This window comes from Streptomyces sp. NPDC057280, from assembly GCF_042668605.1.
In the GTDB taxonomy this organism is placed as follows: Bacteria; Actinomycetota; Actinomycetes; order Streptomycetales; family Streptomycetaceae; genus Streptomyces.
Genome location: NZ_JBHUYR010000001.1, coordinates 461,742 through 484,738, shown reverse-complemented (window position 1 = coordinate 484,738; position 22,997 = coordinate 461,742). Strand labels below are relative to the sequence as shown.

The window sequence follows — 22,997 nt, the reverse complement described above, 5'->3', positions numbered from 1 at the left end:
GCCGTCAGCCAGAGCGTTCTGCCACCTGTGCGGCTCATACCCTTGAACTTGGTACCAGTTACCCGGGGGTGAAACGCCCGCTCCGCCCGGTTCGCACCCGTTGACAGATGCCCGCGTCCTGTCGAGGACACCTCGGCGGCGGAGCCGACGGCCGCCGGCGACCGGAGCCGCCACCGCAAAGTCACGCCAGAGTGGTGCCGGGCTCAGGGGTATCACACCCACCACGCCACACCCATTGATTTCGTGCACGATGGTCATCCGGCGTGCACCGGCCGCATGAGCCGACGGGGCGCCCTCTTCTCCCTCACCCCACACCCGTACCCCCGCACGCCCGTTCCCCCGAACGCAGGAGGTGTGACGCTCACCGTGGACAGCGAAGCACTGGTCGTCGGCGCAGGGCCGACCGGCCTGATGATGGCCACCGAGCTGCTCCGCCGCGGGATCGACACCAGAATCGTCGATCGCGCGGCCCGAAGGAACCCCCATGCAAAGGCGATTGTCCTCCAGCCGCGCGCGCTGGAGGTGATGGCCCGCCTCGGCCTGGAAGAACGCATCCGCGACGCGGCCCTGCCGCTCGTCGCCGCCAACTACTACACCCGCGGCCGCCGCGTCGCCCGCATCAACTTCCGCGGTCTGAAGGGCAGTCGCTTCGGCACCCCCCTCTCCCTCCCGCAGAACGAGACCGAGGGACTGCTGCTCGAGGCGCTGCACGAAGCGGGCGGCCGGGTCGAGTACGGTCATCGGCTGACGGGCCTGGCGCAGGACGCCGACAGCGTGGCGGCCGACCTGTCGGGGACCGCCCACCGCACGGGCCGGCTGCTCGGCTGCGACGGCGCGTACAGCGCGGTCCGCGAACAGCTCGGTGTCGCTTTCACGGGGCCGACCTACCCCCAGTCGTTCGTCCTCGTCGACGGGGAGTGGGAGACCCCGCTCGCCCCTGCCGAGGCGCACTACTTCATGGGCCCCGCGGGCGTTCTGGTCGTCGTCGGTCTCCCCGGTGGCCTCATACGTGTCTTCGGCAGCGCCCCGGAGGGCGCCACCGAGGAGAACGTCGAGGAGACGGTGCGGGCGATCGCCGCCGAGCGCAGCCCGGTCCCGCTGCGGCTGGCCTCCGTCGCCGGCTCGGGCCACTTCCGGGTGCACCGCAAGATGGCCGACCGGTTCCGCGAGGGGCGGGTGCTGCTCGCGGGCGACGCCGCGCATGTGCACAGCCCGGCCGGAGGGCAGGGCCTGAACACCAGCATCCAGGACGCGCACGAAGCGGCCTGGCGCCTCGCCGACGTGATCCGCGGCCGGCTGCCCGAGGCCGCGCTCGGGGCGTGGGAGCGCGAACGCATGCATGTGGCGCGAGCCGTGGTCACCGACACCGACTGGCAGACCCGGCTGTGGACCTGGGGCGGCTGGCGCGAACGGGCCCGCGACCTCGCGGCGTCCGCCGCCGAGCGCAGCGGCGTCCTCGACCGCGTCCTGCCGTCCCGCTTCGCGCAGATGGACCTGCGCTATCCCGCCGAGGGCCCCGCACTCGGGCCCCTCGGCCCCGGAACCCGGCTGCCGGACATCCCCCTTCCGTCCGGCGGGCGCACCCACGACCTGCTGCGCGAGGGGCGGCACGCGCTGCTCGTCCTCGCGGGGCGCACCCCGTTCGCCGAGCGGGACGTACCCGTCTGCACGCATCTGGACGCGCGGACCGCCCGCGCCCTGGGCGCGCGGCGTCCGGGAGCCGTGCTCGTACGTCCCGACGGCGTCGTCGCCGCGGCCGCCGCCCTCGCCGACCCCACCGCCCTGCGCCGCCTCGAACAGCTCCTGCCCGCCCGCCAGGGCGGCCCCGGTAGCACCACCTCGACCCACCACCCGTAGCCCACGAGGAGAAGGCATGACCACCACCACACCGCACACCCTGGACCGCGTGCTGCTCGGCGGCCGGCTGGAGGTGTCCGCGATCGGCCTCGGCTGCATGGGCATGGCCGAGTTCTACGGCGACCGCGACGAAGCCGAGTCGGTCCGCACCATCCACGCGGCCCTGGACCGGGGCATGGACTTCCTCGACACGGCGGACATGTACGGCGCCGGCCTGAGCGAGGAGATCGTCGGCCGCGCGCTGGCCGGCGGCCGACGCGACCGGGTCACGCTCGCCACCAAGTGCGGGCTGATCCGGACCCCCGACGGCGTACGGGTCGACGGCAGCCCCCGGCACATCGCCGAGGCCGTCGACGCCAGCCTCAAGCGCCTGGGCACCGACCGCATCGACCTGTACTACCTGCACCGCGTCGACCCCCAGGTGCCCGTCGAGGAGTCGGTCGGCGCCATGGCGCAGCTCGTCGCCGCCGGGAAGGTCCGGCACCTGGGACTCTCCGAGGCCGGATCGAAAACGATCCGCGCCGCGCACGCCGTACACCCCATCACGGCGGTGCAGACCGAGTACTCCCTCGCCAGCCGCAACCCCGAGCGCTCGGTGCTGCCCACGGTCAGGGAACTCGGCATCGGCTTCGTCGCCTACAGCCCCTTCAGCCGCGGGCTGCTGTCCGGCGAGCTCTCCGGGGCCGAGCTGGCCCCGGACGACCTGCGGCGCGGTCTGCCCCGCTTCTTCGAGGACAACCTGGACGTCAACCAGCGACTGGTCGCCAGGATCGGCGAGCTGGCGTCCCGACTGGGCTGCTCACCTGCACAGTTCGCGCTCGCGTGGCTGGTCGCGCAGGGGGTCGTACCGATCCCGGGGGCTCAGAAGCGCACGCACATGAACGAGAACGCCTCCGCCGGAGCCGTGACCCTGACCCCCGAAGTGCTGCGGGAGGTCGACGAGATCGCGCCGCCCGGTGCCTTCGCCGGCGAGCGGTTCCCCGAGCACCTGCTCGCCATGGTCCAGGAGGACTGAGAAGACGGGGAAGGGCCCGGTGCGATCGCCGCACCGGGCCCTTCCCCGTGTCCGTCGTCCGTCACCAGGACGTGCCGCCCGCCCGTTCCGCGGGAGCGATGAGCTGGTCGGTGAGGGAGGTCAGCTGCTGCTGGGTGTCGGCGCTGTAGGCGAGACGGTGCGCCTTGGCCCTTCGGCTCTCGTTGTAGTACTGGCCGCTCGCGCCCCCTGCGCCCTCGTCGAGGGCGTGCAGTACGGCGGCTGTTCCCTCGGCCACCGAGGACCAGGGACGCACCCCGGCCTCGACGACCATCGTGGTGTCCATGTAGTTCGCGGGGTGCACGCAGTTGACGCTGATGCCGTCGCGGGCGTACTCCTCCGCGATGGTGAACGTGAAGGCGGCCAGCGCGAACTTGCTGCGGGTGTACGCCTCCATGCCGTCGTAGCGCCGGGTGAACTGCACGTCGTCCGGGTCGACGGGGCTCTGCCCGATCGAACCGATGTTGAGCACCTGTGCCGTACCCGCCGCCCGCAGGGGTGCGCGCAGTGCGCGGGTGAGGACCACCGGCGCCAGATAGTTGACGGCGAACCGCAGTTCGTAGCCGTCCCGGCTCAGTTCACGGCGGCGTGCGTCACGCCCCGCGCCCACGCCTGCGTTGTTGACGAGCAGTCCCAGCGAGGGGTGGTCGGCGGCCACCCGCCGGCCCAGTTCGGCGGCCTCCTCCAGCGAGGCGAGGTCCGCGACGTACGGATGGGCCGTACCGCCCGCCGCTCGCAACTCGTCGACGACAGCGGCACACCTGGTCTCGTCCCTGCCGTGCACCAGAACGGTCCAGCCCCGGTCGGCGAGGGCCCGCGCGAGGCTCCGGCCGAGACCGGAGGTGGCCCCGGTGACCAGGGCGGGGGCGCTCGGCGGCAGGTGTCGTGCTGAGCGCTCGTGTCGGCTCATGAGTGCGGTCCTTCCTCCGGCGCGCTGGGCGTGCGGAGTTCGATGGCGACCATGACGAGAGTCCGGTCGGAAAGGTTGTGGACGTAGTGCCGCATGGGCAGGTGCTCGCCGCGGTTGTGCACGACCTGACCCGTCTCCAGCGACACCGCTTTGATCAAGTCGCCGTTCTCGTCCAGGGATTCACCGTGCGCCCCGGAGAGCACTACGGTCACCCAGGGGTGGCGGTGGGTGTGAGCGGGCCGCTGCTCGCCGGGGGGCACGGTCTCCACCCAGCACTTGACCTGCTCGTCGTCGATGAGCAGCTCGGCCCCCAGTTCCTCCCAGGGCTCAAGCGGCATCCCGCACCTCCGGACGCTCGCCGGAGGGGCGGGGCGCGGCGATCCGCGAGAGCAGCCGCCGGGGGTTGTCGACCAGCAAGGTGCGCACGGTCTCCTCGTCGACGCCCGGCTCTTTCAGCAGGAGGGGCAGGACGCGCTCGAAGAGATGCACGTAGCTCCAGCCCGGGTAGATCCGTTCCCGCTGCTCGACCGTCAGGTAGTCGATGTGCACGGGGTGGTCCTGCGAGACGAGCAACTGGGCCGTGTGGCCCGCCCGGACGAGCGCGGCCAGGGTGGCGTTGCGCTGCTCGTCGGAGGCGAAGGGCGTCATGCCGTAGCGGTCGTAGCCGAGGACGCAGCCGGTGTCCGCGAGGGCGCGCAGGCCGTTGAGGTCGGCCGAGTCCCCGGCGTGCGCGACGACCACGGAACCCGCCGCCACGCCCTCCTTCTCCAGGAGCCGCACCAGGTGGACGCCGTTGCCCTCGAACGGGTCGCAGTGCACCACCACCGGTACGCCGGTGTGCCGGTGCACCTCGGCGACGACGGCCGCCATCCGGTGCGCGGACGCGTCAGGCGGGGTGCGCTCGCAGGCGAACTTCACCAGGCCCGCCCGGACTCCGCTGTCCGCGATGCCGGTGGTGACGTCCCGCAGGAGCAGCTCGATCAGCGGGTCGTCCCCTTCGACTGCGGCGCCGGGGCCCCGGAAGCGGGCGAAGAGCGGTATGCCGTCGACGCTGTAGACGCCGGTGGCGAGCACGATGTTCACCGCGGTGCGCTCGGCGACGGCACGCACCAGGTTGATGTCGCGGCCCTGTCCGAGCACCGTCATGTCCACCAGGGTCCGCACCCCGGCCGCGTAGGCCTCCTCCAACTGGCGCACGGCCTCGCGCACTCCGGCCTCACGGTCCCACAAGTGGGGGAAATTCGACTGGAATTCGGAACTCAGCACGAACAGATGCTCGTGCGCGAGCGTGATACCCAGGTCCGCCGCGGCGACCGGCCCGCGCACCGTCGGCACCGGGTCGTGCGGGAGGGGACTTTCCGTACGCACAGACAACCGCCTCGGAATATCGGAACAACGCGATGGTGCCGGGCAGGTCGATGCACCCGACAACAACTCATGGTGGCCCGCTCGCGGAGGCCTAACCAGGTGGTGTTCCAACTAGCATGAAACTTCGTCTCCCTGCCTCTGGCGTCGGCTGACAGCCTCGTTCCAGGCCGGGCGGTCATCTCCGGTCGGCCGCTACGCATCCCGTTCGCTCGTCACCAGGAGACAGCCTTGTCCACTTCCCCCTCTTCCCTTTCCGGCGCCCGTGTCGTGGTGATCGGCGGCTCGTCCGGCATCGGCAAGGCGGTGGCCCGGCAGGCCGCCGCCGCGGGTGCGCAGGTCGTCGTCGGCTCCCGCTCGAAGGACAAGCTGGAGCAGACCGCCAAGGAGATCGACGGCATCACCACCGGTGTCGTGGACGTGACCGACGAGGAGAGCGTCGCCGCCTTCTTCGCGGGCATCGACTCCCTCGACCACCTCGTCGTCTGCCCCGGCGACATGGCCGTCGGCTCCGTCTACGACGTGTCCCTCGACGCGGTGCGCGCCGCCCTCGACACCAAGATCGTCGGCCAGCTGCTGAGCGTTCGGCACGCCGGCAAGAAGATCTCGGGCCAGGGTTCGATCGTGCTGATCGCCGGTGCGGCCGGCTTCAAGTCGTACGCCGACATGAGCGCGACCGCCGCCGCCAACGCGGGCATCGGCGGCATGGGCCGCTCCCTCGCCGTGGAGCTCGCCCCGGTGCGCGTCAATGTCGTCGTCGGCGGTCTGATCGACACCCCGCTGTGGTCCTTCCTGCCCGAGGACGCCCGCGCCGGCCTCTTCGAGCAGACCGCGCAGAGCACCCCGGTGGGCCGCGTCGGACAGCCCGACGACGTCGCGGCGACGGTGCTGCACCTGCTGGAGAACACCTTCGTGACCGGCGCGGTGCTGCACGTCGACGGCGGCGGCACGCTGTGAGCGAGGCGGCACACGGCGGCGCGACGGGCCTGGCGGGGCCCGCCGCGCCGCCGCGGCCGCCGGCCGGCCGGATCACTGTGCTGCTGCTCGCGGCCGCGTGCGGTCTGTGCGTGGCCAACCTGTACTACCTCCAGCCGATCCTGCCCGAGCTCGCGGCCTCGCTGCACCGCACCCCCGGCTCGCTCACCTCGTCCGTGTCGGCCACTCAGTTCGGCTACGCCCTCGGCCTGTTGGCGCTGGTACCGCTGGGCGACGCCGTCGACCGCAGACGGCTGCTCACCGCTCTGGTGACCACGGCGGCCGCGGTGCTCGCGCTGATTCCCTGGGCCGACGGCGGGCTCCTCGTCGGCCTGTTCTTCCTGCTCGGCCTGGTGAGCGTGGCCGCCATGGTGATCGTGCCGCAGGCCGCGGGCATGGCACCGCCGGAGCGGCGCGGGCAGGTGGTGGGCACCGTGATGACCGGTGTCATCCTCGGCGCGCTGCTGTGCCGGACCTTCGCCGGCGTGGTGGCCGACCTCGTCGACTGGCGGGCCGTGTTCTGGGGGGCGTCGGCCCTGATGCTCGGGGTGGGCGTGATGCTGCGCCGCATCCTGCCCCCGCAGCCCGCCGTCACGCCGCTGACCCTGCGCGGGTACGCGGCACTCATCGGCTCGCTGTTCTCCCTGCTCCGGGCACGCCCGGTGATCGTGGAGCGCTGCCTGTACGGCGCCCTGGGGTTCGCCGCCTTCACCGTGCTGTGGACCGCCGTGCCGCTCCGCCTGATCCAGGGGCCCTACCACTACGGCTCCGCCGCGATCGGCGCGATGGGCCTCCTCGGCGCGGGTGGGGCCCTCGGTGCCAACCTGGCGGGCCGGTTCGCCGACCGGGGGCGTCAGCGGACCGTCAGTGCCGCCGCGTTCGCGCTCATCACCGTGTCGTTCGCCGTCGTGTCGGTCCTGTCGTCCTCACTGCTCATGCTCGGCACGGCGATTCTCCTGATCGACTTCGCGGTCCAGGCCGCGCACATCTCCAACCAGACGACGGTCTTCGCCCAGGTCGGCGACGAGATGCGCAGCCGCGTCACGACCGTCTACATGACCTGCTACTTCTTCGGCGGGGCAGCGGGCTCCGCGCTGACGGGTCCCCTCTGGGCGCACGGCGGCTGGCCGGACACCGCCCTGCTCGGCTGTGCCGCGGGCGCCGCCGCCCTGCTCCTGCTTCTCGGCCACGCGGCGGTGCGCCGCGCAGCGACCTCACGAAAGGCGATGGCGGCCATCGATGACTGACATATCCGACCCGGTCGTGGCGGCGCCCGGCATCCCGGCACAGGGCATCCCGGCGATCACCCCCGGCGACCCCCGCTACCTCTCCCTCACCACGCGGTCCCGCAACACGCGCTTCACCGGCCGGCCGGACCGGGTCCATGTGCCGCGTACCGCCGAAGAGGTGCGCCGGGCGGTGGCCGCCGCCGTCCGCGACGGGGCGCGGCTCGCGGTGCGGGGCGGCGGCCACGGCCTGGAGGGCCTGGTGGACGATCCGGCGGTGCGCACCCTCATCGACCTCTCCGCGCTCGACGACATCACGTACGACGCAGGCCGGGCGGCCTTCGGCATCGGGGCGGGCGCGCTGCTCGGCTCGGTCTACCGCTCCCTGTATCTGAACTGGGGCGTGGCCCTGCCCGGCGGCACCTGCCCCTCGGTCGGACTCGGCGGCTATGTCCAGGGCGGCGGCTTCGGCGCGCTGTGCAGGCAGCACGGGCTGATCGTCGACCACCTGGAGGCGGTGGAGGTCGTCGTCGCCGACAGCGCGGGGCAGGCCCGCACGGTGGTCGCCTCCCGTTCCCCCTCCGACCCGCACCATGATCTGTGGTGGGCGCACACCGGCGCGGGCGGCGGCAACTTCGGCGTGGTCACCCGCTATTGGTTCCGCTCCCCGGAGGCGGCCTCGGACGCCCCGTGGGATGTGCTGCCCCGGCCGCCGAAGACGGTCCTGTTCGCTTCGGCCGAATGGCCCTGGGAGTCGCTGAGCGAGCGGGACTTCGCCACGCTCGTCCGCAACCACGGCGACTGGCACGCCACGGAGGACCCCACCGACCCGACGTACGAGAGTCTGTACAGCGCCCTCTACCTCAACCAGCACGCGGTCGGCCGGATCACCCTCAGCGCGCAGCTGGACGGCTCGGCTCCCGGCGCCCGCAGCCGGCTCGAGGAGTACGTCGCCGCCATAGGCAGCGGTGTGCGGACCCCGTGCCGGATCACGTACACGCAGATGCCCTGGCTGCGGGCCACGCAGCGGGACGTGGAGAACCGGGGAGAGCTGACACGATCCAAGAGCAAGGGTGCCTATCTGCGCCGGCCGTACGCGGCCGCCGAGACGGAGCTGCTCTTTCGGTATCTCTCCGACCCGGACTACGACGGTCACACCACGGTGGTGCTGTTCTCCTACGGCCGGAAGGTCAACACCGTGGACCCCGCGGCGACCGCGGTCGCCCAGCGGGATTCGGTCCTCAAGAGCTATCTGGGGACCTATTGGACCGATCCCGCCGACGACGAGCGGCACATCCGCAGACTCCGGGAGCTCTACCGGGCTTTGTACGCGGAGACAGGCGGAGTACCCGTCTCCGACGCACGCACCGACGGCTCGTACATCAACTATCCGGACGTGGATCTGGCCGATCCGCGCTGGAACACCTCAGGCGTTCCTTGGAACAGGCTGTACTTCAAAGGGAATTACCCTCGACTCCAGCGGGTCAAGGCCGTCTGGGATCCGCGGAACGTCTTCCGGCACGCTCTGTCGGTACGGGCGTCCGACTGAGCCACCGGCCGAGCGGAGCCGCACCCGGATCCGCGCCTCGACCAGGTCGCGGAAGCGGTCGATCAGCCGACTGTCCAGAACGGGCTGGTAGACGACGAGGGTGGCGTCCACGCCGGCGAGCCGCAGCTTCACGTATCCGAGTTCGATCCGACCCAGCGTCGGGTGGTCGAAGCAACGGACGGACGGCACGGACGGGGCCAGGTCGAGTCGCTCCCACAGTTCCCGGAATTCGGGGTGCTCGGCCTCCAGGTCTTCGATCATCTTCGCGTATGCGGGATGGGCGAGCTGATCGGCGGCCTGCGCGCGGAAAAGGGCCGCCGCTTCCAGGGCGTCCTGCTCCCAGTTCGGGTGCATTTCCCGGGCCCGTTCGTCGAACATCATCACGAGAGTGTTCCGACGGTAGTGCTCCAGGGATTCGAAATAGGGGAACAGTGCACAGAATCCCTGATTCCAGGCCAGCACATCGAACCGATGATTCACGATGAAGGCGGGCAGCGGATCCTGGAATTCGAGGAAGGTCAGATACTGTTCCGGAATGTGCTCCCGCGAGCACGGCACCCGCCCCGCCGGCGGTAACTCACCGGCCAGCCGGAACAGATGTCCGGTCTCCGTCGTGTCGAGCTGCAGGGCCCGCGCGAGACCGTTCAGGACCTGACTGGACACCCTGATCCTGCGGGCCTGTTCGAGCCACGTGTACCACGTCACACTCACGCCGGCGAGCTGTGCGAGTTCCTCTCTGCGCAGCCCCGGCGTACGACGGCGTCCGTACGAGTTCTTGATGCCGACGGCTTCCGGTGCAACCCGCTCGCGTCGGTTGCGAAGGAAGGCGGCGAGCTCTTTTCGTTGCTGCTCGGCAATTGCCATGGTGTACTCCCCGTCAACGTGATGCGGCCCCGTCGGATCACAACGGGGCACCTCGAGCCTACCCCCCTCAGCGTTACATGAGTGCAACAGGCATTGATCAAAACGCTCCCGCAAACACCCTGCGTTTGCAGGGTTTTTTGAAGGTTTTTAGCTTGCGGGTCCTGTGAAACTCCGACTTAATGCTCTTGACGTCTTCGTTTCTCATGGAGGGCGATCCGCGTTCGAGATGCGGGGCCAGATTTTACGCACGCGGGACCGCGCCGGCGGTGCGGTGTGGGTCTCGGGTAGCAGATACGTGGCCAGCGCGTCACGTCTGGAAGATCTGTTGATCCCCGATGACGGAGAGAAGCTGAAGCTTCTCGTAGCTCTCGCTGCCGGGGACGGCGGTGTAGACCAGCAGCATGTGTGACTGATCGGGGTCGAGAAGCACCTGGCAACTGAGCTCCAGATCGCCGATATCAGGGTGCACGTATCGCTTGGTGTCGTTGTAGCTGATACCGACTTCGTGTTCGTTCCAGACGGCACGGAATTCTTCGCTGCTGGCCATGAGCAGCTGCTGGAGGTGCGCGGCCGGCGACTCGGGCCCGCGCAGGGTCACCAGTCGCCGCAGTCCGGAGGCGAAGACGCGGGAGTGCAGCGCGTGGTCGTCGGGGTGGTACAGGGCGCGGACGGCCGGGTCGGTGAACCAGCGGTAGCCGATGCTGCGGGCCGGGCCGGTGTAGTGGGTGAGGTCGCCGGTGAGCGCGACGGCGAGTGGGGTCTGCCGGAGCGTCTCGCCGAGCTCGGTGACGATTTCGGCCGGGGTGTCGGTGAGCCGGTCGAAGATGCGCAGCAGACCCGGACTGATGTGTTCGCTGGTGGCGCCCCTGGTGGGTGGGTTGTGCCCGGCGAGGCGGAACAGGTGGTCGCGTTCGTCGAGGGACAGATGCAGACCCTGCGCGATCGACGCGATCATCTGCTCGGACGGGCGCGGTCCGCGCTCCCGCTCCAGCCGGCTGTAGTAGTCGGCGGAGATGTGGCAGATCGCGGCGACCTCCTCCCGGCGCAGACCGGCTGTCCTGCGCCGCCGGCCCCGTGGAAGGCCGACGTCCTCGGGCTGCAGTGACTCCCGGCGGCGACGCAGGAACTCGGCGAGCCCGCCTCGATCGATCACGGCTTTTCCTCCCTGAGCGCCAGTGCTCTTTCGTTCTACCACCCGTTCCGAACCGGAGCCTGGGCTTGTCGATCCCCCCTTGGGCGGCCCTCCTCGGCCGGCCCAGCCTCGGATCGAGAGGCCGTGGATACCGGCGCTGATCAGGTGCAGCTTTGAACCGCATGGCCGTAGGCAGCGACGAGAGAAGCGAGGAAGACCCATGGCACGTACCCGACCGGACATCACCGTTCCGGACCTTTCCGGGAAGCTGGCCGTCGTCACCGGCGCCAGCGACGGTGTCGGACTGGTGCTGGCCGGCCGGCTGGCCGCCGCCGGCGCCGAGGTCGTCATGCCCGTCCGCAACCGTCACAAGGGCGAGGCAGCGATCGCCGAGGTCAAGCGGCAGCACCCGCAGGCGGTCCTGTCGCTGCGCGACCTCGACCTGTCGTCGTTGAGCTCGGTCGCCGCGCTGGGCGCCGCCCTCGTCGCCGAGAACCGTCCGATCCACATCCTGGTCAACAACGCCGGCGTGATGACGCCACCGGACCGGCAGACCACCGCGGACGGGTTCGAATTGCAGTTCGGCAGCAATCATCTGGGTCACTTCGCGCTGGTCTCCCACCTGCTGCCGCTGCTGCGCGCGGGCCGCGCGCGGGTGACCAGTCAGCTCAGCGTCGCCGCCAACGAGGGCTCCATCAACTGGGACGACCCGAACTGGGAGCGGTCCTACAACGGCCGCCGCGCGTACAGTCAGTCGAAGATCGCGTTCGGTCTCTTCGCCCTGGAACTGGACGTCCGCAGCCGGACCGCGGACTGGGGGATCACCAGCAACATCTCCCACCCCGGTATCGCACCCACCAGCCTGCTGGCGGCCCGCCCCGAGGTCGGCCGGTCAAGGGACACCACGGCAGTACGCATGATCCGCCTGCTGTCCCGCCGCGGCATCCTCGGCACGGTGGACAGCGCGGCACTGCCGGCCCTGTACGCCGCCACCTCCCCGGACGCACGCGGGGGCCGGTTCTACGGGCCCAGCGGCTTCCAGCACCTGTCCGGCCCGCCCGCCGAACAGCCCCTCTACTCCCGGCTCCGCGATCAGGAGGAGGCCCGGCGCGTCTGGCAGATCTCCGAAGACCTCACCCGCGCCACCTTCCCGGCGCTGTCCGGCGCCGACCCCAGGGGCGGCAGGTGAGGCGGTACCGGCCCAGGCGCACGGACGGCTCCGGGACGGGGCTCATCGGACCGCTGTCTCCTGCGCCGCCACCGAGGCGGGGCGCCAGCCCAACTCCGGTGCGATCAGGCGCTGTACGTCATGGAGGATCTGTTCGTACTCCTCCCGGTGGAACTCGTACGGCAGCTCCAGCCGCAGCTCCGACACCTGCGCGAGGACCGGATCGGCGGTGAGCTGTTCGAGGATCTGCTCGGCGGTGCCGACCACGTCCGGGGCGAACAGGGTCCGTTTCGGGCCCTGGGGCGCCAGGGTCCGTTCGTGGCGGCCGGCGGCGTAGGCGCGGTAGCGGGCCCGGCCGGCCGCGTCGGCGCTGTCGAAGGGCACGACGACCCGGCCCAGCGCGACCCGGGGCGCGGTGCCCGCCGAGAGCGTGCGACGGTATTCGGCCAGCAGGTTGAGCTGGGCCGTGGTGAAGTCGTCGGTGCCCTCGCCGGTGACGATGTTGCCGGACAGCAGGCTCAGCCCGTGCTCGGCCGCCCAGCGGACCGACCGCAGGCTGCCGCCGCCGTACCAAATGCGCTGCACCAGGCCGGGGTTGTGCGGTTGCAGGCGCGGGCGCTGGACGTTGCCCGGGGAGTGGATGACGGTGTCCGGACCGCCGAGGTAGTCGCCCCGGAGGTTGTCGAGGACACGGGCGATCCTGCCGTACGACAGGTCGAAGCCGCGCCAGTCACCGTCGTGCACGAGATCGCCGAGCAGGTCGGCGTGCGGCATCCCGGTGCTGAAGCCGACCTGGAGCCGTCCCCGGGACAGGACGTCGGCCAGCGCGAGGTCCTCGGCGAGGCGGAAGGGGTTCTCGTAGCCGATCGGGATGACCGCCGTGCCCAGTTCGATCCGCTCGGTGCGCTGGCCGGCCGCGGCGAGGAACACGGCCGCAGATCCGACGCCGTGTTCGAGGTGGCGCTGCCTGATCCAGGCACCGTCGAACCCCAACCGCTCGCCGTACTCGAAGAGTTGGAGCGTCTCCTCCAGGCCCGTGTACGGGTCGTCGTCGGCGAAGTTGCCCGGGGTGAGGAAGGCCAGTGACGTGATGGTGGGAGTGCTCATACGACCCTCAGCTCGTGGTGGATTCGACGGTGGCGGCGGGGGAGGGGGCGCGGCCGCCGGGGATCGCCGCGAGCAGTTCGCGGGTGTATGCGTGGCCGGGGCGGGTGAACAGTTCCTCCGGCGGGCCCGACTCGACGATCCGGCCGGCCCGCATGACGGCGACCTGGTGGGCGATCTGCCGTACGACGGCCAGGTCGTGGGAGATGAACAGGTACGCCACCCCGGTGTCGGCCTGCAACTCGGCCAGCAGCTCCAGGACTTGGGCCTGCACGGACACGTCGAGCGCGGAGACCGGCTCGTCGCACACCACCAGGTCGGGGGAGAGGGCGAGGGCGCGGGCGATCGCCACGCGCTGCCGCTGACCACCCGACAACTCCGCCGGACGGCGCTCCAGCGTGGCGGCGGGAAGCGCCACCCGGTCCAGCAGCTCGCGGGCCCGGGCGAGCCGGGAGGCGCGGTCGCCGACCTTGAAGGCGCGCAGCGGCTCGGTGATCACCTCGCCGATGGAGAAGCGCGGGTCGAGGGAGGCGTACGGGTTCTGGTACACCAGCTGGGCGCGGCGGCGCAGCTCTCTGGCCCGGGCGCCGCGCGCGGTGGTGATGTCGGTGCCGTCGAACAGGATGTGTCCGGCGCTCGCGTCGGTGAGCCGGAGGGCCAGGCGGGCGGTGGTGGACTTGCCCGAGCCCGACTCGCCGACCAGCGCCAGGGTCCGACCGCGGTGCAGCGTGAAGCTGACGTCGTCGACCGCGCGCAGGACCTGGGGCCCGTCCCCGGTGCGGGGCAGCCGGAACTCCTTGACCAGATGGCGCGCTTCGACCAAGGGGACCGCATCCGCCTTCGGCGCGGCGGCTGGGGTGCGGGGCCGGGGAGTGGTCAAGCTCGGTGCGCTGGCCAGCAGTCGGCGGGTGTACTCGTGCCGGGGGTCGGCGAGGACGTCACGGGTCGGGCCCGCTTCCACGACCCTGCCCTGCTCCATGACCACCAGGCGCTGTGCCCGGTCGGCGGCGACCCCCAGGTCGTGGGTGACGAGCAGGACCGCCGTGCCCGACTCCTCGGTGAGGTGCTGGAGATGGTCGAGGATGACCCGCTGCACGGTGACGTCGAGCGCGCTGGTGGGCTCGTCGGCGATGATCAGCTCGGGTTTCGCCGCGATGGCGATGGCGATCAGGGCGCGTTGCCGCATGCCGCCGGACAGTTCGTGCGGGTACTGCCGGGCCCGGACGGCCGCGTCGGGCAGTCCGGCCCGGTCCAGGACGGCGATCGCCTCCACCGGGGCCGAGCGGCGGGTCGCCAGCCCATGGATGCGGAGCACCTCGGCGACCTGTTCGCCGATCCGCTTGACGGGGTTGAGGGAGACCGTCGGGTCCTGGGGAACCAGTCCGATCCGCGCTCCGCGCACGGTGCGCAGCTCCGCCTCCGACAGGGTGACCAGGTCGTGGCGGCCGAAGCGGACCGTGCCCGCGTCGATGGTGGCGTTGGCCGCGAGCAGGCGGGTGACGGCGTGCGCGGTCGTGCTCTTGCCGGAGCCGGACTCGCCTACCACGGCGGTCACTTGTCCCGGCAGGACGTCGAGGTCCACGCCTCGGACGGCCGGGACCGCGCCGCCGCGGGTGCGGTACGACACGGACAGGCCCCGTATCTCCAGCAGGGGTGTGGTCACGTCCTCACCGTTCTCACGTTCGTCGGTCATCGCCGCCGGGACCATTCGCCGTCCAGCGCCCGGGCGATGCGGTTGGTGGCCAGTACGGTCGCCGCGATCGCAAGGCCGGGCAGCGCGGTCAGCCACCAGGCGTTGGCGAGGTAGTTGCGGCCGTCGGAGATCAACGTCCCCCACTCCGGGGCGGGCGGCGGCGCGCCGTAGCCGAGGAAGCTCAGGGCCGACACGGCCAGGATGGAGGCGCCGAAGTCCAAGGTGGCCAGGACGATCACCGGGCCCGCGGCGTTGGGCAGCACATGCCGGCCCAGGACCGCGTACCAGCGGGCGCCGCTCGCGCGCGATGCTTCGACGAACACCGCCTGCCGCACCCGCAGCACCTCGGCGCGCGCCACCCGGGCGAACGAGGCGACGCTGGCGATGCCGACCGCGACCGCCACCTTCACCGTCCCGTAGCCGAGCGCGGTGACCAGGGCGAGGGACAGGAACAGCGCGGGGATGGAGAGGAGGACGTCGACGAAGCGCATCAGGACGTCGTCCACCCAGCGGCCGACGAACCCGGCGACCACGCCGAGCAGTCCGCCGACCACGAACGCGACCAGGACCGCGATGAGCGTTGCCTTCAGGGAGAGTTGGGCACCGTGCACGACCCGGGAGAAGACGTCGCGGCCCAGTTCGTCCGTGCCGAACCAGTGACTGCCGCTCGGGGCGCGGAAGTTCTCCGAGGGCACCCCCTTCAACGGGTCCTGCGAGGTGAACAGGTCCGGCCAGAACGAGGCCAGCACCACCAGGACGAGAACGGCACCCGACAGCAGCAGACCGGGGCGGCGCAGCAGGAACCGTCCCACGCCCGCGCCACGGCCCGGTGCGGAGGACGGTTCCGGTCCTGTCTCGACCGGCCGGGCGAGGCCCAGGGCGGCCTCGGCCGGGTCGTCGATGTCGTCGACAAGGCTCTGACTCATACCAAGCTCGCCCTTCTGTTCGAGGCCACCACGATCCGCGGGTCGAGCAGCGGGTAGACCAGGTCGACGAGCAGGTTCGTCGCCACGAAGATCAGCGCTCCGAACACCACCACCCCCTGGACCACCGGGATGTCCTGCACCGTGACCGCCGCGGCGGTCACCCGGCCGAGGCCGTCGCGGGAGAACACCGTCTCGACCACCACCGAACCGGCGATCAGCTGCCCCACCAGCAGGCCGACGACCGTCAGCGCGGGCAGCGACGCGTTGCGCAGCGCGTGCCGCAGATGCACCCGCCACCGGCCGGCGCCCTTGGCCCGGGCGGTCTCCACATAGGCCTGGTCCAGCGCGGTGAGCAGGCTCTTGGCCAGCACCTGGGCGACGAGCGCGCCCGTCGGGATCGCCAGCGTCAGCGCGGGCAGCACCAGCCCTCGCAGCCCGTCGTTGCCGAACGCCGGGAACCAGTGCAGCCGGAAGGAGAAGACCTCCACGAGCAGGAGCCCCACCCAGAACGTCGGGACCGACACCCCCAGCGGGGGCAGCGACAGCAGGAGCTGCCGCAGCCACCGCTGTGAGGTGTACGTCGCCACCACCGCGAGGCCCCCGCCGAGCAGTACCGCCAACAGCAGTGCGGCACCGGTCAGTTGGAGGGTCTGGGGCAGCGCCTCGGCGAGCGTGGAGGTCACCGGGCGGCCCGTGGAGACCGCGTCGCCGAAGTCCCCGCGCACCGCCCGGCCCAGATAGTCGGCGTACTGCGCCAGGATCGGCTTGTCGAAGCCGTACTCGTGCCGCAGCGCGGCCAGCCGGGCCGGGTCGACGTCCCCCGAGTCCATCCCGGCACCGGCCATCGCGGTGACCGGGTCACCGGGCAGGAAGTCCAGCACCAGGAACGACAGCGTGTACGCCGCCCACAGCACCCCGACCGCCTGCGCCAGACGCTTGATCACATAGCGGCGCACGCGCTAGCCGATCCAGGTGTCGTGCAGCTGGATGCGGCTGCCCGAGTCGAAGGCGAGGCCGTGCACCTTGTTCGCCACGGCCAGCTGGGTCTGGAGCTCCACCACCGGCACGTTGTACGCGTTCTGCACAATCAGCTTCTGCGCGTCGGCCACCAGCTGCTTGCGCTTGGCGGTATCCGTGGTCGCGGCCTGCCCGGAAAGCACCGTGTCGAGCGAACTGGCGGGCAGGCGGTAGAAGTTGGCCAGCTTGCTGGAAAAGGAACTGCGCAGGATGTCGGGGTCGGCGCGGGTCACGTTGCCCCACACCAGGTCGTAGTCGCCACCCTGGAGGGTGGTGGCGAACTGGCTGACCTGGCCCTGCTTGAGCGTCACGTCGATCCCGACGGCCTTCAGCTGCTGCTGGACGAGTTCCAGCGCGGGCTGGTTGGTGGCCGCGTTGGGGAACCAGCTGATGGCCAGGCTCAGCTTCTTGCCGCCCTTGGCGCGGATCCCGTCACCGCCCGCCTTCCAACCGGCCTCGTCCAGCAGGGACTTGGCCTTGGCCGCGTCGAAGGCGAGGTCCGTGGAGAGGTCGGCGTAGTCGGGCGTGGTGTGTGCCAGGACGCTGGTCGCCGGCTTGGTGCCGGTGGGGAAGACGGTGTCGGCGACCTGCTTGCGGTCGAGGGCGGCCAGGATCGCCTGGCGCACCTTCACGTCCTTCAGGGCGGGCCGCGAGTTGTTGATGCCCAGCCCGAACACCACGCCCGGGTTGGCCCGGCGCAGGAGCGTGACCTGGCCGCCCTGGAGCGCCGCCTCGTTGGCCTTGCCGACGCTGCTGATCGCGTCCACCTGACCGGACTGGAGACTGCCGGCCCGCACGCCCGCCTCGGGCACCACCTTGAACACGAGCTTGTCCAGGTAGGCCTCACCCTTCTTGGACCACAGCGAGGAGCCCCAGTCGTAACCGGCGCGCTTGGCCAGGGTGATCGACTGGTTCTGCACGTACTGCTTCAGCACGAACGGCCCCGACCCGACCACGCCGTCACTGCACTTCTGCTGCGGGGTCTTCTTCACGCTCGCCGACGACTCGATGCCCAGCGAGTGGGTCGAAGTCGCCTGGAGGAACTGGGCGTTGGGCTCCTTGAAGGACACCTTGACGGTGAGCGGGTCCACCGCCGTGGTGCTCTTGACGCTGCTCAGATAGCCCTGGGCGAGGACGCCGAGGGCGCCGAGCTTCGGCACCGCGTCGAAGTTGTCCTTGACGACCTGCGCGGTCAGCTTGGAGCCGTCGCTGAAGGTGACCCCCGAGCGCAGATGGAACGTGAACTCCGTGGCGTCGGAGTTGATGTCCCAGCTCTTGGCCAGCCAGGGCACGATCTTGCCGGTCTCGGGGTCCTGGTCGGTGAGGGAGTCCACGGTCTGGCGTACCGAGTAGATGCTCTCGTTGCTGCCGACCTGCTGCGGGTCCACGCAGCCGGCATCCGAACCGACCGCGAACGTCAGCGTGCCGCCGGACTTCGGCTTGCCGCTGTCGTTGCCGGATCCGCCCCCGTCGGAGCCGGATCCGCAGGCGGTCAGCAGCACGCCGGCGGTGAGAAGGGCGGTCAGCGACGCCCATCGGGAGGTTCTGAAATCCGGAAGTGCAGTCACGGGGTGGTTCTCCTCATGTGTGTCACCAGGCACGGGGTGCCGTACGCGGCACGGGCGTGCATGGGAGTGCGGCCCCGGCCGACGTGGTGCCGGTGACGGGGGAGCGCTGTGCAAGCAAAGACCAACTGGGAAAAGGAGATCCGGCAGAAGTGCGGATCAGACGGAGAGGAGCGCGGCGACGACCGGTGCCGGACGTCGACCGGCGGACGGAATGTCCGTCAGAGCGTCACGCCTGACACAGGCAGCTGGTCGAACGCTTCAGATCGATGTGCCGACGGCGCGAGAGCCGGGAGAACACCACAGCGACGGCGAAGGAGGCACTGCGGTCATCGCTGTGACGACGCATGCCGGTCCTCCCCATCCCGGCCCCGCTCAAGGGGCCACGCGCTTGCGGGGATCGCCGGTGATCCCGCCGGGCTTTCACCTGGAGCACCCCACCGCGCGGGAGGGTTGCCGGTCAGCGAGCCAGGGCTTGACGCTGACACTCAATGCCGTTCGTGATCGTACGGAGCGGACTTGTCGAACGTCAATGCCGCAACAGGACGACCCGTTCCTGTACGAGCTTCACACGGTGGCCGCAGGGTGTCCGTGGATCTGGGCACGGCGGCGAGGCGAGCGGCATCGGGTGAGCGATGCCCAGTGGGGTCCGACCGGGTCGGTGCCCAGGCCGTGCGCCGGATGCGAACTCGCGCCGTTTTCACCGCCGTTGTGCCGCGCAGGATCGAGAGGGCGCGGCGTTCGGTCGCCGCGAACTGGGGTGCGGTGAAGTCCGCCGCGCCGCGCGGGCGGGGGAGCGGAACTTCGACGCGGTCCACGACCGTGGCGGGGCGCGGGGACAGCACATGGACGGTGTCCGCGAGCAGGACCGCCTCGTGGAGGTCGCGGGTGGCCACGACGTTCCAGCGGTGGCGTTGCCACATCTCGGTCGGCCGCAGCTGCCGGTGGCTCGGCGACCCGGCGCTCCTCCACCGGTCTTCGTCCACCCGAGTCTGGATACGGCCGTCGCACCGCTGCCCGAGTTCGCCGACCCGGACGGCTCCGACTTCGAACCCGTCGGTGGGGGAACGGGCCGGCGGTAACGTCGAGGAGTACCTGCGCGTGTTCGGCCGCCCCGAGCAACTCGCGTTCTGGCGCGAGAACCGCCCGTACGTCGCCGACGTCACCGCGTTCGCCGGCCGGAGGAGAGCCGCTCATGACCACGTTCCCCACCGCACAGGGCGTGCGGACCACCCCGGAAGGCCTCCTGTGGGAACCCAGCGAGCGCTGGGTACGCGGCCGCAAGGGCGAGGTCACGGTCGTCGACAGCCGCCACCCCGTCCTGGTCTGGGAACCGGGTGTCCCCGTCCCGCTGTACGCCTTCCCGCGCGCGGAGGTCCGCGAGGACCTGCTCCGCCCCGCGAAGAATCCCCCGATGGGAACCCACACCGGCTCGCAGATCTTCTACGACCTCGGCGTCGACGGCGACCTGCTGGAGAACGCGGCCTGGACCTTCCCGGCCGCCGACCTCGCCGATCACATCGCCTTCGAATGGTTCCGGCGCGTGGGCCGGGGCCTCGACCACTGGTACGAGGAGGAGGAAGAGATCTTCATCCACCCCCGCGACCCGCACAAACGCGTCGACGCCATCGCGAGCAGTCGCCACGTCGTGGTCGAGATCGACGGCACGGTCGTCGCGGACACCCACCGCCCCGTGCTGCTGTTCGAGACCGGCCTGCCCACGCGCTACTACATCCCGCGCGAGGACGTCCGCCTCGACCTGCTGACCCCCACCGACCACCACACCGGCTGCCCCTACAAGGGGACCGCCGAGTACTGGTCATGGCAGGGCGGGACCGACATCCCCTCGAACCTCGTCTGGAGCTACCCGGAACCCCTGCCGGCGGTCGGCGCCATCCAGGGACTGCTCGCCTTCTACAACGAGGCGGTCGCCATCACCGTCGACGACGAACTCCTCGAGCGCCCGGTCACCCACTTCAGCAACACGCTCGCAAAGTGAGCACGGGCGAGGCCAAGCCGTCGGAGCGCTGAACAGGGGCGCCGCACGTCGACCGATCCTGGACCCGCAAGCCGCCGAACGAGCCAGGCACCGCGCCCCGGGCGACGACGACCACGGCGTGCCGATCGCGCCTGACACCCGCGCCTCCACGTCGGAACACAGTGCGTCGCTTTTCAGCCATGCCTCCCTGACGTCCCTGTACGGAAAGGTACTTCCCTACCCAGGCATGCACCTGACATCTTGCTCCCACCACTGGTTTCGTACGGCCCGGTCAGTGCCACCAGCACGGCCGGGCCGTCTACGGAGGACGCATTGATACCCCACAGATCCAGCCGACCGAGACGCACGCTGGTGCTGGCGGCCACCCTCGGCGCCGCCCTCGCGCTCGGTGCCCCGGGCGCCCTCGCGGGCACGCTTCCGGTCGTCCCCTCCGCCGCCCCGGCCGCCAAGGCGCCCGCGCCGGCCGCGAAGTCCCACGCTTCGGCCGCCACGTCGGCTTCGCAGAGTGCGGCCTGGGTGGCCGGCACGCGCGCCTACCTCGTGATCACCGCGCCCGGTGACACTTCGGCGGTCCGCTCGGCGATCACGGCCAACGGCGGCACCGTCTTCTCGAGCTTCGACGCCATCGGTGTGATCGTCGCCCACTCGGCGTCCGGCACCTTCGCCGCCACCATGCGCGGCGTCACCGGTGTGCAGCAGGTCGGCGCCACACGTACCTCGGACGTCCCGGCCGACGCCTACAACCCGGCGCTCCCGGCCAACCCGGCCCAGTCCTCGACGCCGGCCGGAGAGCCGGTCCGGGCCGACATGAGCCAGATCAAGGCCGACCAGGCCTGGGCCGTGAACCCGGGCTCCGCCTCCGTCAAGGTAGGCATCCTGGACACCGGTGTGGACGACCAGCACCAGGACCTGGCGCCCAACTTCGACGCGGCCGACTCGGTCTCCTGCGCCTACGGCAAGCCCGACACCCGTACCGGCGCGTGGCGGGACGTCGACACGCACGGCACCCACGTGGCGGGCACCGTCGCCGCGGCCAAGAACGGCAAGGGCGTTGTCGGTGTGGCCCCCGGGGTGAAGATCGCGGCGGTGCGTGTCGCCGAGCCGGGCAACTCCTTCTTCTTCGCCGAGAACACCATCTGCGGCTTCGTCTGGGCCGGTGACCACGGCTTCAAGGTCACCAACAACAGCTATTACACGGACCCGTGGCAGTTCAACTGCCCGGACAACATCGACCAGGCCGCCATCATCGAGGGCGTCACGCGCGCCCAGGAGTACGCCGAGAGCAAGGGCTCCCTCCAGATCGCCGCCGCGGGCAACGAGAACTACGACCTCGCCCACAAGACGACCGACTCCGCGAGCCCGAACGACTCGACGCCGGTCACCCGCACCATCACCAACGCCTGCCTCGACATCCCGACCGAGCTGCCGGGCGTGGTCACGGTCGCGGCCAACGGCACCGGTGTCACCAAGGCCTCGTTCTCCAACTACGGCCAGGGCGTCATCGACGTCGCTGCGCCGGGCAGCAACGTGTACTCCACCGTCCCCGGCGGCGGTTACGGCAGCAAGAGCGGCACCTCGATGGCCACCCCGCACGTGGTCGGTGTGGCGGCACTCATCGCCAGCGCCAACCCGGGCATCACGCCTGCGCAGATCCGCGCCAAGCTGGCCGAGCAGGCCAACGACATCGCCTGCCCCTCGGACAGCCGCTGCACGGGCACCACGGCCAACAACTCCTTCTTCGGCGAGGGACAGGTCGACGCCCTCAAGGCCGTCGGGGCCACCCCGCCGCCCGGCAAGTACTTCGAGAACCTCGCGGACTTCGCCATCAGCGACAACGCGACCGTGGAGAGCCCGATCGCCGTGACGGGTGTGACCGGCAACGCCCCGGCCACCCTCAAGGTGGGTGTGGACATCAAGCACACCTACATCGGTGACCTCAAGGTCGACCTGGTGGCGCCGGACGGCACCGTCTACACACTGCACAACCGCGCGGGCGGCAGCGCCGACAACATCGCCCAGACCTACACCGTGGACGCCTCCTCGGAGGTCGCCAACGGCACCTGGAAGCTGCGCGTCAACGACAACGCCGCCTCCGACACGGGCAAGATCGACGCCTGGAACCTGACCTTCTAGCACAGGTCCGGGTACGAACTGCCGGGCAGCGAAAGGAACATGGGCCTCGGCGGCGGTGTACGCCGCAGCCGGGGCGACCATGCCGGAGGCGCCCGCCGCGGCCCGCCCACGGAGGGCGGGCCGCGCTGGTCGACTGCTTGTGGGCGCCGGCGACCATGGCCACCGTCACGGTGTCGCCGTCACCGCCGCGACCGCGGTCCCGGCGCCTGCGACCGACTGCTCCAAGTGGGCTGCATTCGTAGGGGAGTTCGCGTCCCGGGTTCGAGGACGCGGCGCATCCGGGACCTCTCCGTGAGGCGAGGCCGAAAACCGACGCCGTCTGTGCCGATATGCCCGCCCGGCAAGGTCAATTCCAGCCGTTGCTTTGGCATTCCCATGACAAAACTGTGCGCGCGATGCCACTCTTCTGCGGAAGTTCACGCTTCCTTGACGGAATCCCCACACGGAGCAAGCCTCCGCCCTCCACCCCCCACCTCCTTCA

19 protein-coding genes, 1 pseudogene and 1 riboswitch are annotated in these 22,997 nt (G+C 70.9%); of the genes and pseudogenes, 9 read left to right on the top strand and 11 right to left on the bottom strand.

The annotated features are described in order from the left end of the window. The first annotated feature begins 366 nt into the window (after positions 1-366). Both ACFUO4_RS02090 and ACFUO4_RS02085 read left to right on the top strand, forming a co-directional pair. Positions 367-1,857: an FAD-dependent monooxygenase gene (locus ACFUO4_RS02090; RefSeq protein WP_383478882.1), complete on the top strand. Its 1,491-nt coding sequence runs from the start codon at positions 367-369 to the stop codon at positions 1,855-1,857. A gap of 16 nt (positions 1,858-1,873) precedes the next feature. Then, positions 1,874-2,872, top strand: a complete 999-nt coding sequence (locus tag ACFUO4_RS02085; protein ID WP_383478879.1) for an aldo/keto reductase — start codon at positions 1,874-1,876, stop codon at positions 2,870-2,872. Between the two features lie 61 nt (positions 2,873-2,933). On the opposite strand, the gene ACFUO4_RS02080 is transcribed toward ACFUO4_RS02085, so the two are convergent. Genes ACFUO4_RS02080 through ACFUO4_RS02070 form a run of 3 tightly spaced genes read right to left on the bottom strand, consistent with a single transcriptional unit; the run spans position 2,934 to position 5,168 of the window. Continuing rightward, complete coding sequence (locus ACFUO4_RS02080; RefSeq protein ID WP_383478876.1) at positions 2,934-3,800, bottom strand: SDR family NAD(P)-dependent oxidoreductase; 867 nt, start codon at positions 3,798-3,800, stop codon at positions 2,934-2,936. Continuing rightward, positions 3,797-4,138, bottom strand: a complete 342-nt coding sequence (locus tag ACFUO4_RS02075) for a hypothetical protein (RefSeq protein WP_079309111.1) — start codon at positions 4,136-4,138, stop codon at positions 3,797-3,799. The genes ACFUO4_RS02080 and ACFUO4_RS02075 overlap by 4 nt, the downstream gene beginning before the upstream one ends. Continuing rightward, complete coding sequence (locus tag ACFUO4_RS02070; RefSeq protein WP_383478873.1) at positions 4,128-5,168, bottom strand: phosphotriesterase; 1,041 nt, start codon at positions 5,166-5,168, stop codon at positions 4,128-4,130. The genes ACFUO4_RS02075 and ACFUO4_RS02070 overlap by 11 nt, the downstream gene beginning before the upstream one ends. Positions 5,169-5,396: 228 nt before the next feature. Here ACFUO4_RS02070 and ACFUO4_RS02065 point away from each other — a divergent pair, with 228 nt between their 5' ends. Genes ACFUO4_RS02065 through ACFUO4_RS02055 form a run of 3 tightly spaced genes read left to right on the top strand, consistent with a single transcriptional unit; the run spans position 5,397 to position 8,915 of the window. Next, the gene (locus tag ACFUO4_RS02065; protein ID WP_059190834.1) at positions 5,397-6,122 is read left to right on the top strand and encodes an SDR family oxidoreductase; all 726 of its coding nucleotides are present in this window, start codon (positions 5,397-5,399) and stop codon (positions 6,120-6,122) included. Further along, entirely contained in the window at positions 6,119-7,387 is a 1,269-nt protein-coding gene (locus tag ACFUO4_RS02060) for an MFS transporter (RefSeq protein ID WP_383478870.1), read from the top strand. The genes ACFUO4_RS02065 and ACFUO4_RS02060 overlap by 4 nt, the downstream gene beginning before the upstream one ends. After that, entirely contained in the window at positions 7,380-8,915 is a 1,536-nt protein-coding gene (locus tag ACFUO4_RS02055; RefSeq protein WP_383478867.1) for an FAD-binding protein, read from the top strand. Before ACFUO4_RS02060 ends, ACFUO4_RS02055 begins: the two co-directional genes overlap by 8 nt. A gap of 90 nt (positions 8,916-9,005) precedes the next feature. On the opposite strand, the pseudogene ACFUO4_RS02050 reads toward ACFUO4_RS02055, so the two are convergent. Together ACFUO4_RS02050 and ACFUO4_RS02045 are read right to left on the bottom strand one after the other, a co-directional pair. Beyond that, positions 9,006-9,779: pseudogene (locus ACFUO4_RS02050) on the bottom strand (helix-turn-helix transcriptional regulator); the annotation flags it as partial. Between the two features lie 307 nt (positions 9,780-10,086). Beyond that, on the bottom strand, positions 10,087-10,932 hold the full coding sequence (locus ACFUO4_RS02045) for a helix-turn-helix transcriptional regulator (RefSeq protein WP_383478864.1): 846 nt from the start codon (positions 10,930-10,932) through the stop codon (positions 10,087-10,089). 199 nt (positions 10,933-11,131) lie between these two features. On the opposite strand from ACFUO4_RS02045, the gene ACFUO4_RS02040 reads away from it, so the two are divergent. Then, positions 11,132-12,100, top strand: a complete 969-nt coding sequence (locus tag ACFUO4_RS02040) for an SDR family oxidoreductase (protein ID WP_383478861.1) — start codon at positions 11,132-11,134, stop codon at positions 12,098-12,100. A 42-nt stretch (positions 12,101-12,142) separates the two neighbouring features. On the opposite strand, the gene ACFUO4_RS02035 is transcribed toward ACFUO4_RS02040, so the two are convergent. The 6 genes from ACFUO4_RS02035 to ACFUO4_RS02010 form a co-directional block, all read right to left on the bottom strand. Further along, positions 12,143-13,186, bottom strand: coding sequence for an LLM class flavin-dependent oxidoreductase (locus tag ACFUO4_RS02035; RefSeq protein WP_383478858.1), 1,044 nt, complete (start codon positions 13,184-13,186; stop codon positions 12,143-12,145). A 7-nt stretch (positions 13,187-13,193) separates the two neighbouring features. Continuing rightward, positions 13,194-14,876 (bottom strand): ABC transporter ATP-binding protein, encoded by a 1,683-nt coding sequence (locus ACFUO4_RS02030; protein ID WP_128112138.1) that lies wholly within the window; start codon positions 14,874-14,876, stop codon positions 13,194-13,196. After that, positions 14,873-15,802: an ABC transporter permease gene (locus ACFUO4_RS02025; RefSeq protein WP_079309122.1), complete on the bottom strand. Its 930-nt coding sequence runs from the start codon at positions 15,800-15,802 to the stop codon at positions 14,873-14,875. Before ACFUO4_RS02025 ends, ACFUO4_RS02030 begins: the two co-directional genes overlap by 4 nt. After that, positions 15,799-16,758 (bottom strand): ABC transporter permease, encoded by a 960-nt coding sequence (locus ACFUO4_RS02020; protein ID WP_079309123.1) that lies wholly within the window; start codon positions 16,756-16,758, stop codon positions 15,799-15,801. The genes ACFUO4_RS02025 and ACFUO4_RS02020 overlap by 4 nt, the downstream gene beginning before the upstream one ends. 3 nt (positions 16,759-16,761) lie before the next feature. Then, positions 16,762-18,387, bottom strand: coding sequence for an ABC transporter substrate-binding protein (locus ACFUO4_RS02015; RefSeq protein ID WP_383478853.1), 1,626 nt, complete (start codon positions 18,385-18,387; stop codon positions 16,762-16,764). 226 nt (positions 18,388-18,613) lie between these two features. Then, positions 18,614-18,733, bottom strand: a complete 120-nt coding sequence (locus tag ACFUO4_RS02010; protein WP_383478850.1) for a putative leader peptide — start codon at positions 18,731-18,733, stop codon at positions 18,614-18,616. 33 nt (positions 18,734-18,766) lie between these two features. Beyond that, positions 18,767-18,880, bottom strand: a riboswitch (SAM riboswitch). Between the two features lie 349 nt (positions 18,881-19,229). On the opposite strand from ACFUO4_RS02010, the gene ACFUO4_RS02005 reads away from it, so the two are divergent. From ACFUO4_RS02005 to ACFUO4_RS01995, 3 genes are all read left to right on the top strand, one after another. Continuing rightward, positions 19,230-19,466: a hypothetical protein gene (locus ACFUO4_RS02005; RefSeq protein WP_383478847.1), complete on the top strand. Its 237-nt coding sequence runs from the start codon at positions 19,230-19,232 to the stop codon at positions 19,464-19,466. A 113-nt stretch (positions 19,467-19,579) separates the two neighbouring features. Further along, positions 19,580-20,383, top strand: a complete 804-nt coding sequence (locus ACFUO4_RS02000) for a DUF427 domain-containing protein (protein WP_383478844.1) — start codon at positions 19,580-19,582, stop codon at positions 20,381-20,383. A 351-nt stretch (positions 20,384-20,734) separates the two neighbouring features. Then, positions 20,735-22,516, top strand: a complete 1,782-nt coding sequence (locus tag ACFUO4_RS01995; RefSeq protein ID WP_383478841.1) for a S8 family serine peptidase — start codon at positions 20,735-20,737, stop codon at positions 22,514-22,516. The last annotated feature ends 481 nt before the right edge of the window (positions 22,517-22,997 follow it).